Below are 14,532 nucleotides of genomic sequence, written 5' to 3'. Positions count from 1 at the left end.
GACCGGCATGATCGAGCACACCCTCACGGTGGCCGGGGTCACCGTCGACGCACGGCACTGGATCGGCGGTGAACGCGTCGCCTCCGCCGAGACGTTCACCGACATCTCGCCCATCGACGGCCGCGCGATCGGGGAGATCGCGCGCGGCACCCCGGTGGAGGCCGCCGCCGCCGTGGCCGCCGCCAAGGCCGCCTTCCCCGCCTGGGCGGCCACACCGCGCGCCGAACGCGCCCGCATCCTGCACGCCGTCGCCGACGGCGTGGAGAAGCGGCTCGAGGAACTGGCGATCGTCGAGACCACCGACAACGGGGCCCTGCTGCGCTCGCACCGCCGCGGCGTGATGCCCCGGGTGGCGCACAACTTCCGCTTCTTCGCCGACTGGCTGCTGAAGCTGGAGCACGAGGACTTCGACACCCGGGGCCACGCCAACCACGTCTCCTGGGACCCGGCGGGCCCGAGTGTGCTGATCACCCCGTGGAACGCCCCGCTCATGCTCGCCACCTGGAAGGTCGCCCCGGCTCTCGCCGCCGGCAACACCGTGGTCCTCAAGCCCGCCGAGTGGTCCCCGCTGACCGCGTCGCTGCTCGCGGACATCGCCGCCGAGGCGGGGCTGCCCGCCGGGGTGCTGAACGTGGTCCAGGGCTACGGCTCCGAGATCGGCGACGCGCTCACCTCCCACCCGGACGTCCGCCGCATCAGCTTCACCGGCTCCGTCCCGACGGCCCGGCGGATCGCCGCGTCGGCCGCCGCCCACCTCACCCCGCTCAGCCTCGAACTCGGCGGCAAGTCACCGCTGCTGGTGTTCGCCGACGCCGACCTCGACCTCGCCGTGGACCTGGCGGTCGAGCAGTACGACAACGCCGGCCAGGTCTGTCTCGCGGCCACCCGGTTCCTGGTCGAGGCATCGGTCGCCGAGGAGTTCACCCGGCGGTTCGTCGAGAAGGCCGGGCAGCTCACGCAGGGCGACCCCCGCGACGAGGCCACCGACGTCGGACCGACCATCCATCCCCGCCAGCTGGAGAAGATCGACGGGTTCGTGCAGCGGGCCGTCGCGGCCGGGGCGCGCGCGGTCGTCGGCGGGCGCCGCGAGGGAGACAGGTACTACGCGCCGACCCTGCTCACCGACGTCGCCCAGGACTCGGAGATCGTCCAGGAGGAGGTCTTCGGACCCGTCCTGACGCTGCAGACCTTCAGCACCGAGGACGAAGCCGTCCGGCTCGCCAACGACACCCGCTTCGGCCTGGCGGCCACCCTCGCCACCGGCGACCGTGAGCGCGCCGAACGCGTCACGGCCCGGCTGGTCGCGGGCACCGTCTGGGTCAACTGCTTCTTCGTGCGCGACCTGCGCGCCCCCTTCGGCGGCGCCCGTCAGTCCGGGGTCGGCCGGGAGGGCGGCTCCTGGAGCTTCGACTTCTACTGCGACCTGAAGAACACCGTGACCGCGCCGAACGGATGGAGCCGGGACCATGGGTGAGATCGTCGGGGCGGGCCTGCTCGCCCACGTCCCCACCATCGTGCTCCCCGAGGAGCAACGGCGGGAGCTCAACGAGGGCAGGGAGATCACCCTCGTCACCGGGCTGCGACAACTGCGCGAGGACGTCTTCGCCCGCGACGACTACGACACCGTCGTCGTCCTCGACTCGCACTGGGCGACGACCGTCGAGTTCGTCGTCACCGCCCAGCGGCGGCGCGCCGGGCTGTTCACCTCCGAGGAACTGCCGCGCGGCATGTGCCGGATGCCGTACGACTATCCCGGCGACCCCGAACTCGCCCAGAACATCGAGAAGTTCGCGGATCGGCACGGCACCTGGATCACCGCGATCGACGACGAACACCTGCCGGTCTACTACGCCACGATCAACCTGTGGAAGTACCTCGGCGAGGGGCTGCCCGACAAGCGGTGGGTGACCGTCGGGGTCTGCCAGACCGGTGACATGGAGGACCATCTGCGGCTCGGCCGCGCGCTGGCCGACGGCATCGCCGCCACCCCCGGCCGCCGTGTCCTGATCATCGCGTCCGGCGCCCTCTCGCACACCTTCTGGCCGCTGCGCGAACTGCGCGACCACGAGTCCAGCGACCCGGCGCACATCTTCACGCCCGCGGCGCGCGAGGCCGACCACGAGCGCATCGCCTGGTTCAAGGAAGGCCGCCACGACAAGGTCCTCGACACGATGGACGAGTTCTGGAAGTACCGGCCGGAGGCGAAGTTCTTCCACTACCTGATGATGGCCGGCGCCCTCGGCGAGCAGGCCTGCGTCGCGACCGCCCGCCAGTACGGCGAGTACGAGAACTCGATCGGCACCGGCCAGGTGCATCTCTGGTTCGACCGCCCGTCCGACGGCTGGACCGGAGCGGGGGCGGCCGCGGCCGGCCCCGCGCACACCCCGCCCGACAGCCTCCCGACCAGTCGTCCCGCGCCCAGCCGCGCCCCGCACAGCCGCCCCTAGGAGCCCCGCCATGCCCGAGTACCGCCGCATCCTGCTGGACGGCGCCGCCGTCCAGGTCACCGTCGACGGGGACGAACTCGTCGCCGGCGACGGCCGTCGCGTCAAGACCGAGGAGGCGCAGCACCTGCCGCCGGTCGTGCCGTCGAAGGTGATCGCCGTCCACCTCAACCACCGCAGCCGCGTCGACGAGTTCGGGATCGACCTGCCGGCCACCCCCACGTACTTCCACAAGCCGACCTCCTCCCTGAACTCCCACCGGGGCGCGATCGTCCGCCCCGAGGGCTGCAAGTGGCTCAACTACGAGGGCGAGGTCGCCATCGTGATCGGCAGGACCGCGCGCAACATCTCGCCCGCCGAGGCGGGGGCGTTCATCGCGGGGTACACCGTCGCCAACGACTACGGTCTGCACGACTTCCGCGACACCGACGCCGGCTCCATGCTCCGGGTGAAGGGCTCCGACACCCTGTGCCCGCTCGGGCCGGGGCTGGTCACCGACTGGGACTTCCACGGCAAGCGGCTGCGCACGTACGTCAACGGCGAGGTCGTGCAGGACGGTTCGACCGACGAGATGCAGTGGGACATGCACTACCTTGTCGCCGACATCGCGCGCACCATCACCCTGTACCCGGGCGACGTCCTGCTGTCGGGCACCCCGGCCAACTCCCGTCCCGTGCGGCCGGGCGACGTCGTCGAGGTGGAGGTCGAGGGCCTCGGGCGGCTCACCAACCACATCGTGACCGGCCCGACCGCCGTCCGCGCCGACGTCGGCGCCCAGCCGACGGAGTCCGAGGAGGTGCTGTCCACCGCGCTCGGCGGCGACTGGGAGTTCCGCGGCGTCCGCCCGCCCCGGCGGTGACACCCGCGAGGGCCGCCACCGGACCGGCGGGTAGGGTCACCGGCATGACCGACTCCGCGGACGCCCCGACGGGCCGCCGGCCCCGCAAGCGCCTGCACTACGGCGAGGGCCGCGAGGCCCTGCTGAACGCCGCCGTGCGCGTGGTGGCGCGGGGCGGACTGCGCAGGCTCACCTACCGGGCGGTCGCCGAGGAGGCCGGGGTCACCCACGGTCTGGTCGTGCACCACTTCGGCTCCCGCGACGCGCTGATCGAGGCGGCCCTCGCCCACACCATCCGCACCTCGCTGAGCAGCAGCGCGCTGGAGCCGGGCACCGGCGAGATCGACGACTTCTCGACGGGACTCTCCGAGATGGTCACGGCGGACCCGGGCACCCAGGCCTTCCAGTACGAACTGCTGCTGGAGTCCCGCCGCAGGCCCGAGCTGCTGCCGCAGATCCGCGAGCTGTACGACGAGTACTTCGACGCCAGCCGGCGCGAGCTGGGCCGGATGCTGCCCGCCGGCGCGGACGAGGCGCTGGCCCGGCTGGTCTTCGCCGCCCTCGACGGGCTGGTGCTGCACCAGCTCGTCCTCGGCGAGCCCGATGTCACGGACGCCGCCCTGGAACAGCTGCGCTCCCTGCTCAGGCTCCTGGCCGCGTCCGGCGAGGCCGCCGGCCCGGGCCGCGCCGCAGGCCCCGGCGACGCCCCGCGCCAGACCCTCTGATCGCGCCCTGCCCTCTGCTCACGTCCGCCCTCTGATCACGCCCGCCCTCTGACGCCCGGCCGTCCGACCTGCACGTTCACCCGTCCCGGCGCCGCCGGACCGGCGTCGGCGGTCGGGTGCCGTCGGTCGCCCGCGCACGCCTGAGACGGGCGGCGCCCGGCCGGGTGCCGCGACGTTCCGCGCCGGGGCGGAAATCTTTCCGCAGAGCCTTGCCAAACGGATAGTTCACGACCACCATGAGGCAACTCGTTTGGCTCAAAACAAACTCCCATCCCTTCCCGTCCCCGACAGGTGATCCGAGTGGACAGTCAGACGGCGGTCGCCCCGCACTCCCCGCACGACGCAAGCACGGCAGGCAGACTCAAGCCCGATTCCCTCGGCGTCCTGGGCATCCTGTTCTTCGTCCTCTCCGCCCAGGCCCCGCTGACCGGCATCGCCGGGGCCGTCCCCATCGCCGTCGCCATCGGCAACGGGGCGGGCGCGCCCGCCGCGTACCTCGGCGCCGGCGTCATGGTCCTGCTGTTCTCCATCGGCTTCGTCGCCATGGGCCGCCACGTGGTGGACGCCGGCGCCTTCTACACCTACATCGGCAAGGGCCTGGGCCGCTCGGCCGGCTCCGGCAGCGCCGCCGTCGCCCTCTTCGCCTACTGCGCCATCCAGGCCGCCATGTACGGCCTCTACGGCGCGACCGTCGGCGGCCTCGTCGCGTACTACACCGACGTGCACCTCGCCTGGTGGGTCTGGACGCTGCTCACCATGGCCGTCGTCCAGGTACTCGGCGCGGCCGGGATCGAGATGGGCGCGAAGCTGCTGGCCGTCTTCGTCCTCGCGGAGTTCAGCATCCTCATCGTGTTCGCCCTCGTGACCTTCTTCAAGGGCGGCGGCCCCGAGGGCCTCGGCTTCGGCGCCAGCTTCTCACCGCACGCCGCGCTCCAGGGCGCTCCCGGCGTGGCGCTGATGTTCGCCGTGGCGTCGATGTTCGGCTTCGAGGCCACCGCCATCTACGGCGAGGAGGCCCGCGAGCCCCGCAGGACCGTGCCGCGTGCCACCTATCTGTCGGTCGCGGTCGTCACCGGCTTCTTCGCCTTCACCTCGTGGATGCTGGTCTCGGCGCACGGTCCGTCCGCGGCGACGGCGCAGGCGGGCAAGGCGCTGGAATCCGGTGACGCGACGTCGTGGGTCTTCGCGCCGATCACCGCGCTGTTCGGCTCCTGGGCCGGCGACGTGCTGCCGGTCCTGCTGGCCACCTCGCTGTTCGCCGGGATCCTGGCGTTCCACAACTCCGCCAACCGCTATCTGTTCTCCCTCGGCCGTGAGGGACTGCTGCCGCACCGGCTGACCAGGCTCAACCGGCGCCACTCCCCCTGGGCGGCCGGTGCCGTGCAGACGGTGATCGCGGCGGTGCTGGTCGTCCCGTTCGCACTGCTCGGCAAGGACCCCGTGCTGACGCTGTTCTCCTGGTTCAGCGGAGTCGCCGTACTGGCGATGATGCTCCTGTACTTCCTGACCTCCGTCTCCGTGGTCGTCTTCTTCCGCCGTTCCCGGGCCGACACCCGGACCTGGAACACCCTGGTCGCACCGGTGCTGGGCGCACTCGGCATCGCGGGCGCCATCTGGCTGATCATCGAGAACTTCACCACGCTCATCGGGGGCGACCGGGCCACGGCCGTCTGGCTCCAGCTGACCGTCCCGGCGGTGCTGGTCCTCGGGCTGTGCGTGGCACGGCTGACCCGCGGCAGGCACGCCCCCACCGCCTGACCCCCGGCGTCCCCCGTGAACGGCCGGCGGCGGCCTCACTCCCCGGACGCCGCCGCCGGCGCCCGATCACGGACGCCCGATCACGGGCGGGGGATCTCGGGCAGGGGATCACGGGCCGCGGGCCGCCCTGGCCCGGACCACCGCACACCACGCACAAGACCGCAGACCGAGAAGAGAACAGGAGAGCCGAGATGCCGGCCCTCACCCATGACGATCTGCTGCGCCGCGCCAAGGAACTGCGGCTGCCGGCCCAGCACCACATCGACGGGGCGGACGAGCCCGGTTCGGGCGCCGTGTTCACCGTCGTCTCACCCCGCGACGGACAGGTCCTCGGCGAGGTCGCCGACGCACACGGCGCCGAGGTCGACCTGGCCGTGGCCGCCGCACGCCGGGCCTTCGACTCCGGGCCCTGGCCGCGGCTCGCGCCCGCCGAACGGGGCCGGATCCTGCTGCGCATGGCCGAACTGCTCGAGGAACAGCGGGAGGACCTCGCCCTGACGGTCAGCCTGGAGATGGGCAAGCCGTTCACCGACGCGTACGGGATCGAGCTGCGCGCGGCGATCAACACCTTCCGCTGGTACGGGCAGTTGGCGGACAAACTCACCGACGAGTCGCCGCACGTCGCCCCGGACGCCCTGGCGCTGGTCACCCGGGAGCCGGCCGGTGTCGTGGGCGCCGTCGTACCGTGGAACTTCCCCCTGACGCTGGCGAGTTGGAAGATCGCGCCGGCACTGGCGGCGGGCTGCACGGTCGTGCTGAAGCCGTCGGAGAGCTCACCGCTGTCCGCCCTGGCACTGGGGCGGATCGCCACCGAGGCGGGGCTGCCGCCGGGCGTGCTCAACGTGATCGCGGGGGACGGCCCGACGGCAGGCCGGGCGCTGGGCCTGCACCCCGACGTGGACGTGCTGGCGTTCACCGGATCCACCGCGGTCGGCCGGCACTTCCTGCGCTACGCCGCCGACTCCAACCTCAAACGCGTCTGGCTGGAGCTGGGCGGCAAGTCCCCGAACATCGTCCTGCCCGACGCCCCCGACCTGGAGAAGGCCGCCGCCACCGCCGCCTGGGGCATCTTCTTCAACCAGGGCGAGATGTGCACCGCCCCCTCCCGGCTGCTGGTGCACTCCTCCGTCGCCGAACGCGTGACCGACGCGATCGTGGCCCGGGCCCGCGAACTGCGGGTCGGCGACCCCCTGGACCCGGCGACCGAGATGGGCGCGCTGGTCGGCGAGGGGCATCTGGAGCGCGTCCTCGACCACATCGGCGCCGGGGTCGGGCAGGGCGCGCGCCTGCGGGCCGGCGGCGCCCGCGCCCTGACCGACACCGGCGGCAGCTACCTGCACCCCACGGTCTTCGACCAGGTGGACCCGGGCATGCGCCTCGCCCGCGAGGAGATCTTCGGGCCGGTGCTCTCGGTGCTGACCTTCGACGACGTGGAGGAGGCGGTACGGCTGGCCAACGCCACCGAGTACGGCCTCGCCGCCGGCCTGTGGACCTCCGACCTGTCCACCGCCCACCGCGTGGCGCGCGCCCTCAAGGCCGGGACGGTGTGGGTCAACTGCTACGAGGAGGGCGACCTGACCGTGCCCTTCGGCGGCATGAAGCAGTCGGGCAACGGACGCGACAAGTCCGCGCACGCCCTGGAGAAGTACACCGAGCTCAAGACCACCTGGATCCAGCTGTGACGCCGACGCCCCCGCGCCCCCTCGTCGCGATCCCCGCCCGCTTCAGCGCGACCACGTCCGCGCTGCGCTACGCCGCCGAGGTCAACGCCCGGGCCCTCGTCGAGGCGGTCTGGCGGGCCGGCGGGGAACCTGCCGGTCTGCATCCCGCCGACCAGGACGAGCGGGAGGTCGCGGCCCGCCTCGCCCGGTTCGACGGCGTCCTGCTCCCCGGCGGCGGCGACCTCGCCCCGCACCGCTACGGCGCCGCCGGCGCCCACCACAGCGTCTACGACGTCGACGAGCTGCAGGACGCCTTCGACCTGCGGGTCGCCCGCGTCGCGCTGGACCTCGGCCTGCCGCTGCTGGCGATCTGCCGGGGCCTGCAGGTCGTCAACGTCGCGCTCGGCGGCGCCCTGGAACAGGACATGGGCGGCCCGGAGCGCGAGCACCGGCACGTGGTGCACCCGGTGGCGGTGTGCGACGGCTCGCTGCTGGAGCGGGCCGCCGGCGCCGGCAAGGTCGAGGCCTCCTGCTACCACCACCAGCGGGTGGAGCGCATCGGCGTGGGCCTCACGGTCACCGCGCGCGCCGCCGACGGCACCGTGGAGGGCCTCGAACTCCTCGACCGTCAGGGGTGGTTCACCGCAGTCCAGTGGCACCCGGAGGACACCGCCCACGAGGATCCGGCGCAGCAGGGCCTCTTCGACGCCCTCGTCCGGGCCGCCCGCGACGGACGCTGACGGCGGCCGCAGACCGCCCCCTCACCGCCGTGTCACAGGGCGGCCGCCTCGGTCGCGGCGGGCTCGTCGAACTGGGTCCGGTACAGCTCCGCGTACCGTCCGCCGGCGGCCAGCAGCTGCTCGTGGTCGCCGCGCTCCACGACCCGGCCCGCCTCGACGACGAGGATCAGGTCGGCGGCGCGGACGGTGGACAGCCGGTGCGCGATGACGACGGCCGTGCGCTCCGCGAGCGCCTCGGCGAGGGCCTCCTGGACGGCCGCCTCGGAGGTGTTGTCGAGGTGGGCGGTGGCCTCGTCCAGGATGACGACGCGCTGGCCGGCCAGCAGCAGCCGGGCGATCGTCATGCGCTGGCGTTCGCCGCCGGAGAGCCGGTAGCCGCGTTCGCCGACGACGGTGTCGAGCCCGTCGGGCAGGGAGCGCACGAGGTCGTCCAGGCGGGAGCGGCGCAGCGCGTCCCACAGCTCGTCCTCGGTGGCCGACGGGCGGGCGAGCAGGAGGTTGGCCCGGACGGAGTCGTGGAACAGGTGGCCGTCCTGGGTGACCATGCCGAGGGTCGCCCGCAGGGAGCTCGCGCCGAGGTCGCGGACGTCCACGCCGCCGATGCGGACGGCGCCCCCGTCGACGTCGTAGAGGCGCGGCAGGAGCTGGGCGATCGTCGACTTGCCGGCGCCGGAGGAGCCGACGAGGGCGACGGTCTGCCCCGGGTCGGCGCGGAAGGAGACGCCGTGCAGGACCTCGTCGCCGCCGCGCGAGTCGAGGACGGCGACCTCCTCCAGCGAGGCGAGGGAGACCTTGTCGGCGGACGGGTAGCCGAAGCGGACGTCGTCGAACTCGACGGAGACCGGGCCCTCGGGCACCTCGCGGGCGTCCGGCTTCTCCTCGATCAGCGGCTTCAGGTCGAGCACCTCGAAGACCCGCTCGAAGCTGACCAGCGCGCTCATCGCCTCGACGCGGGCGCCGGCGAGCGAGGTGAGCGGGGCGTAGAGGCGGGTCAGCAGCAGGGCGAGGGCGACGACCGCGCCCGGTTCGAGGGAGCCCTTCAGCGCGAGGTGGCCGCCGAGACCGTAGACCAGGGCGAGGGCCAGCGCGGACACGAGGGTCAGGGCGGTCATGAACACCGACTGGGCGGTGGCCGTGCGGACGCCGATGTCGCGCACCCGGGCCGCGCGGGCCGCGAACTCGGCCGACTCCTCCTCGGGGCGGCCGAACAGTTTGACCAGGGTGGCCCCGGGGGCGGAGAACCGCTCGGTCATCCGGGTGCCCATCGACGCGTTGAGCGCGGCCGCCTCCCGCTGCATGCCGGCCATCCGCCGGCCCATCCGCCGCGCCGGGATCACGAACACCGGCAGCAGGACCAGCGCGAGCAGCGTGACCTGCCAGGAGAGGGTGAGCATGACGGCGAGGGTCAGCACCAGGGTGACCAGGTTGGAGACCACTCCGGAGAGCGTGTTGCTGAACGCGCGCTGAGCTCCGATGACGTCGTTGTTGAGTCGGGAGACGAGCGCTCCCGTACGGGTACGTGTGAAGAACGCGACCGGCATCCGCTGCACATGATCGAACACAGCTGTGCGCAGATCGAGGATGAGCCCCTCCCCGAGCGTCGCCGACAGCCTCCTGCCCAGGATGCCGAGCGCCGCCTCCAGCACCGCGATGCCCGCGATGAGCAGCGCCAGCCGCACGACCGTGCCCGGGTCGCCGTGCGACACGATCGCGTCCACGACCTTCCCGGCGAGTACGGGAGTGGCGACGGCCAGCAGCGCGGTCAGCACCCCCAGCACGACGAACAGGGCGATGCGGCGGCGGTGCGGTCGGGCGAACACGCCGATGCGGCGCAGTGTCGCGCGGTCGAAGGGGCGGCGTTCCTGTTGGCTGTTCATGACGCTGTACAGCTGCGTCATGGCGATCGCGTCCATGCTCATGGGACCGACCGTAGAACCTCAAGCATCATTGAGGTCAAGCCCTTTCCGATGTCCACCCGCCAGAACGCCTCCGGCGCCGTCCGGGGCGCCGACACGAAGGCCGCCTGCCCGAAGGCCCCCGGCACGGGCGTGGTGCGCACGACGCCCGCGCGCACCACGCCCCCGATCACGAAGGCCCCGATGACCGTGAGCAATGTTCCGTCCACGCTGGTGAAACCGGTGGTTGGCCCCGTGCGGGAACCCTCGGCGGGTGTGACAGCTGTTCCTCTCGCCCCCCGCGGACCGGCCCGGCGGCTGCCGGTCCGTCAGCTCCTGTGTCTGCTTCCGCTCCTGCTGGTCACCGTGGTCGCGGTGCGGCACCGGTCCGTGCTCGCCGACGGTGTGGCGCAGTTGCGCGGCGCCGAGTGGCCCTGGCTGCTGGCGGCGGTCGGGGCGACCTGTCTGACCTGGGTGGCCGCGGCCGTCACCCGGCAGGGCGCGGTCGTGCAGCGGCTGCCCGGACGGCGGCTGCTGGCGGCGCAGTTCGCGGCGGGCGCGGCCAACCACCTCCTGCCGACGGGGCTGGGCGCGAGCGCGGTCAACCTGCGGTTCATGTCGGTGTGCGGGGTGCCGCTGGCCCGCTCCTCGGCGGCCCTCGCGCTGTACCTGCTGGCGGAGGGCGTGGCCCGGGTGGGGCTGCTGACCGCGCTGCTGCTCGCCTTCCCCGACGCGCTGCGGCTCGGTCCTCTGCTGCCCGGCGGGTCGTTCGGCCCGTTGCTCGCCGCCCTCGCGGCCGTGGCGCTGGTCGCGGCGGGCGTCCTCGCGTGCGTGCGGCGGCTGCGGTCGACGGTGTGCTCCTTCCTGCGGACCGCGCTCGGCGAGGCGCGTTCGGTGCACTCCCGGCCCGCCAGGGCGCTCGCGCTGTGGGGCGGCTCGCTGGCGTTCCCGCTGCTGCAGGCGGCCGCTTTCACCGCGGTGGGGCAGGCGTTGCGCCTGCCGGTGCCCGCGGCGCACATGGCGGTCGCGTACGTGGCGGCCACGGTGGCCGTCGCGCTGGTGCCGGCGCCGGGCGGGATCGGCTCGGTGGAGGCGGCGCTGGTGGTGGCGCTGGTCGCGGCGGGCGGGCCGGTGGCGGTCGCCACCGCCGTGGTCCTCGGCTACCGCATCATCACCGTGTGGCTGCCGCTGCTGCCGGGCGCGCTGACGCTCGCGGCCCTGGTCCGTATGAAGATCGTCTGAGCCGGTCGCCGACGCCGGCGGCCGCACGCGCCCGCGCACACCCTCGCGGTGCCGACGCGTCAACGCGCCGGGGCTTCAACGGCCGTTCGTGACCGCGGTCCCGTTTCCCGGCCCCCGCCGGCCTCTCCCGGCTCCCCCGGGGTCCCCCGGGCTCCTCGTACCTCCTTACGCCCCGGCCGCGCACCTCTCCCGAGTGGCGCGATCCCGTCACGCGCCCGGACGCTCCGGTACGAACCGCCGTGCCGGATACGGCAGGATGAGCGATCGCGCCCCCGGCGCCCGAGCGGACGGGGACGCCATTGCACATCCCGGAACCGAACAGGTGACATCGTGACGAGACTTCACATCCGGCCGTCGGCGGCCGCGTCGGCCGCGGATCGACTTCCCGGAGGTGACCGGTGAACCGTGCGCTGACCCTCGACGACGGCGTCCTCGCCGGAATCGCCCTGGCCACCGGTCTGCTGACGGCCTTTCTGTCGCGCACCGTGCTGCGCTGGCTGGCGAAGCACGCCAAGCGCACCAAGTGGACCGGCGACGACGTCGTCGTGGACGCGCTGCGCACGGTCGTGCCGTGGGCGGCGATCGCCGGCGGCGCGGCGGCCGCGGCCGCGGTGCTGCCGCTGACCAAGGCGGTGCAGCACACCGTCAACCAGTGTCTGACGGTCCTGCTGATCTTCGTGGTGACGGTGTCGGCGGCGCGGGTCGTCGCCGGACTCGTGCAGACGGTGACGTCGTCGCGTTCCGGCGTCGCCGGGTCGGCCACCATCTTCGTGAACATCACCCGGATCCTGGTCCTGGCGATCGGTTTCCTGGTGATGCTGCAGACACTGGGCATCTCCATAGCGCCCCTGCTCACCGCACTCGGCGTCGGTGGCCTGGCGGTCGCGCTCGCACTCCAGGACACCCTCGCGAACCTCTTCGCGGGCATCCACATCCTCGCCTCCAAGACCGTCCAGCGCGGTGACTACATCAAGCTGAGCAGCGGCGAGGAGGGCTACGTCGAGGACATCAACTGGCGTCAGACGACCGTGCGCGCGCTCTCCAACAACCTGGTCGTCATCCCCAACGGCCAGCTCGCCAAGACGAACATGACCAACTACATGCGCCCCGAACAGCAGTTGACGGTCCTGGTGCAGGTGGGCGTGGCCTACGACAGCGACCTGGAGCAGGTGGAGCGGGTGACGTCGGAGGTCATCGCGGAGGTCATGACGGGAGTGGACGGGGCCCTGCCCGAACACGAGCCCGCGATCCGCTTCCACACCTTCGGCGACTCGCGGATCGGCTTCACCGTGATCCTGGGCGTCGGCGAGTTCAGCGACCAGTACCGGATCAAGCACGAGTTCATCAAGCGGCTGCACCGCCGCTACCGCGAGGAGGGCATCCGGATCCCGGCGCCCGCCCGCACGGTGGCGCTGCAGTCGGGCGCCGTCGTCATCCCGCAGCAGCGGTCCGGCGACGGGGTCGTGCAGGGCGAGACGCCCGCCCTGCACGACTGACCGCGCTCACTCGGGTCAGAGCGTCGCCGAGTTCTCGTGCCGACGCGCGTCCGACCGCCGGCGCGGCGCGGTGAGGGACGGCGGCACCGGGGTGACCGTCCAGTCGGGGTGACCGGGCATCCTCGGCGTCGTCGTGCCGTACAGCCAGTCGCGCAGGAAGCCGGAGACGTCCTGCCCGCCGACCTGCGAGGCGACGGCGATGTAGTCCTCCGTCGACGCCGAGGAGTCGCGGTACCGGGCCAGGAAGGCCCGCTCGACCGCGTGGAAGGCGTCCTCGCCGATGAGCTGGCGCAGCGCGTACAGGACGAGGACGCCGCCCAGGTAGCGCTGGCTGTCGAAGAGGTTGGCGGCGTTCGGCGCGGCGACCGGGCCGGAGGACTTGCGCCACTGGTCGCCGCGCGCGTAGGTGTCCTTCATCCGGGCCTCGAACGTGGTCAGCCCCAGGGAGTCCGCCCAGCCGCGCTCGTAGCGGTAGAGCAGCCCGTAGAAGTCGGCGTGGCCCTCGTTGATCCACAGGTCGGCCCAGGTGGCGGGGCTGACGCTGTTGCCGAAGTAGGAGTGGACCAGCTCGTGCATCATGTGCGAGCCGATCTTCGGCTCCGGCTGCAGCAGGAAGTTCGGTTTGTAGAGGGTGAGGGTCTGGGTCTCGAGGCCGGTGAAGTCGAAGGCGTTCGGGGCGTCGGAGTTGCAGGGCAGCAGTCCGTACGTCTCGAAGGGGTAGGCGCCCAGCCGCGCCTCGAGCCACTCGACCAGGCCCGGGGTGAGGGCGAGCGCCGGCTCCAGGGCCTCGGCGCGGGCGACCGGCACCACGTCGCGCAGGCGCAGGCCGTGCGGACCCTGTCGCTCCTTGACGACGTAGTCGCCCACCGTGATCTGCACGAGCTCGGTGGCGATCGGCGAACGGGAGCGGTACGTGTACGCGGTCCGGTCGCCGGACAGGTTCTCGGTGCACACCAGCGAGCCGCTCGCGACGGCGCGCAGGGCGGCGGGCACGGTGATGCGGCAGGTGAAGTCCGCCTTGTCCGACGGGTGGTCGTTGCACGGGAACACGGTGTGCGCCGAGTCCGGCTGGGGGCATATCGCGAACCCGTCCGGGGTGGGCACCCAGGCGGTGTGCGCGAGGGTGCGCCGCGGGTCGGCCGTGTACGTCACGCACACGGTGACGCGCTGCCGTGCGCGCAGCGGGCGGGCGGGCGTGATCCGCAGCTTCTCGTCCGCCAGCTCGAAGGCGGCGGTGCGGCCGTCGACGTGGACGGTGCGTATGTCGAGGCCGAGGGAGTCGAGGGAGAGACGGGTGAGGGCCTGCGTGGTGCGCAGGTCCAGGGTCGCGGTGGCGTCGACGAGGGTGGTCGTCGCGTCGTAGGAGACGTCGAGGTGGTACGCGGTCACGCGGTAGCCGTCGTTGCCCAGGTTCGGGAAGACGGGGTCGGCGAGCGTCTCGGGGGCAGGGGCGGGGGCGTCGTCGGGCTTCCCGTCCGCGTGAGCCGTGGTTCCCCCGGCCAGGACTGCTGCCGTGCCGATCAGGGCGGCCGCCGGGGCCGTCACTCTGCTGCGATATCTCATGGTCCGCTTTCGCTCGGGCGGCCGGGTGGTCGGTCCGGCCGTCGGATCAGGTCGAGGATCTACCTGCTTGACCGCGAGAACGGCCGTTTCGGTTGCACGCCGGGGACACCTGGACCGTCCCGGATGTGAGGAGACCCCTGTCGAGCCCGACCCGAGTACGAGATATCTTG

At 72.8% G+C, this 14,532-nt stretch carries 11 protein-coding genes; 9 read left to right on the top strand and 2 right to left on the bottom strand.

The features are described from left to right. Window positions 1-7: 7 nt before the first annotated feature. The 7 genes from ACH4ZA_RS19495 (at window position 8) to ACH4ZA_RS19465 (ending at window position 8,166) form a co-directional block, all read left to right on the top strand. The gene (locus tag ACH4ZA_RS19495) at window positions 8-1,474 is read left to right on the top strand and encodes an aldehyde dehydrogenase (RefSeq protein WP_398430577.1); all 1,467 of its coding nucleotides are present in this window, start codon (window positions 8-10) and stop codon (window positions 1,472-1,474) included. Next, window positions 1,467-2,447, top strand: a complete 981-nt coding sequence (locus ACH4ZA_RS19490; RefSeq protein ID WP_398430576.1) for a 3,4-dihydroxyphenylacetate 2,3-dioxygenase — start codon at window positions 1,467-1,469, stop codon at window positions 2,445-2,447. The genes ACH4ZA_RS19495 and ACH4ZA_RS19490 overlap by 8 nt, the downstream gene beginning before the upstream one ends. A gap of 10 nt (window positions 2,448-2,457) precedes the next feature. Beyond that, complete coding sequence (locus tag ACH4ZA_RS19485) at window positions 2,458-3,303, top strand: fumarylacetoacetate hydrolase family protein (protein ID WP_398430575.1); 846 nt, start codon at window positions 2,458-2,460, stop codon at window positions 3,301-3,303. A 44-nt stretch (window positions 3,304-3,347) separates the two neighbouring features. Then, window positions 3,348-4,007 carry a TetR/AcrR family transcriptional regulator gene (locus ACH4ZA_RS19480; RefSeq protein ID WP_398430574.1) on the top strand — a complete coding sequence of 220 codons (660 nt, stop codon included), beginning with the start codon at window positions 3,348-3,350 and terminating at the stop codon, window positions 4,005-4,007. A 300-nt stretch (window positions 4,008-4,307) separates the two neighbouring features. Beyond that, on the top strand, window positions 4,308-5,765 hold the full coding sequence (locus ACH4ZA_RS19475; protein WP_398430573.1) for an APC family permease: 1,458 nt from the start codon (window positions 4,308-4,310) through the stop codon (window positions 5,763-5,765). 191 nt (window positions 5,766-5,956) lie between these two features. Then, the gene (locus tag ACH4ZA_RS19470) at window positions 5,957-7,447 is read left to right on the top strand and encodes an aldehyde dehydrogenase (protein WP_398430572.1); all 1,491 of its coding nucleotides are present in this window, start codon (window positions 5,957-5,959) and stop codon (window positions 7,445-7,447) included. Further along, window positions 7,444-8,166, top strand: coding sequence for a gamma-glutamyl-gamma-aminobutyrate hydrolase family protein (locus ACH4ZA_RS19465; RefSeq protein ID WP_398430570.1), 723 nt, complete (start codon window positions 7,444-7,446; stop codon window positions 8,164-8,166). Before ACH4ZA_RS19470 ends, ACH4ZA_RS19465 begins: the two co-directional genes overlap by 4 nt. Window positions 8,167-8,198: 32 nt before the next feature. On the opposite strand, the gene ACH4ZA_RS19460 is transcribed toward ACH4ZA_RS19465, so the two are convergent. Further along, complete coding sequence (locus tag ACH4ZA_RS19460; RefSeq protein WP_398430831.1) at window positions 8,199-10,079, bottom strand: ABC transporter ATP-binding protein; 1,881 nt, start codon at window positions 10,077-10,079, stop codon at window positions 8,199-8,201. 258 nt (window positions 10,080-10,337) lie between these two features. Here ACH4ZA_RS19460 and ACH4ZA_RS19455 point away from each other — a divergent pair, with 258 nt between their 5' ends. Next, entirely contained in the window at window positions 10,338-11,303 is a 966-nt protein-coding gene (locus tag ACH4ZA_RS19455) for a YbhN family protein (protein WP_398430829.1), read from the top strand. Window positions 11,304-11,701: 398 nt separating this feature from the next. Next, window positions 11,702-12,799: a mechanosensitive ion channel family protein gene (locus ACH4ZA_RS19450; RefSeq protein ID WP_398430569.1), complete on the top strand. Its 1,098-nt coding sequence runs from the start codon at window positions 11,702-11,704 to the stop codon at window positions 12,797-12,799. A gap of 15 nt (window positions 12,800-12,814) precedes the next feature. Here the strand turns inward: ACH4ZA_RS19450 and ACH4ZA_RS19445 are convergent, their stop codons facing one another. Beyond that, a complete protein-coding gene (locus ACH4ZA_RS19445) occupies window positions 12,815-14,362 on the bottom strand; it encodes a M1 family metallopeptidase (protein WP_398430568.1) in 1,548 nt (515 codons plus the stop codon). Window positions 14,363-14,532: the final 170 nt, after the last annotated feature.

It is taken from the genome of Streptomyces sp. NPDC020597 (assembly GCF_044335095.1).
GTDB lineage: Bacteria > Actinomycetota > Actinomycetes > Streptomycetales > Streptomycetaceae > Streptomyces.
The sequence above is the reverse complement of the archived record's forward strand: the minus strand, read 5'-3'. Positions and strand labels throughout refer to the sequence as shown.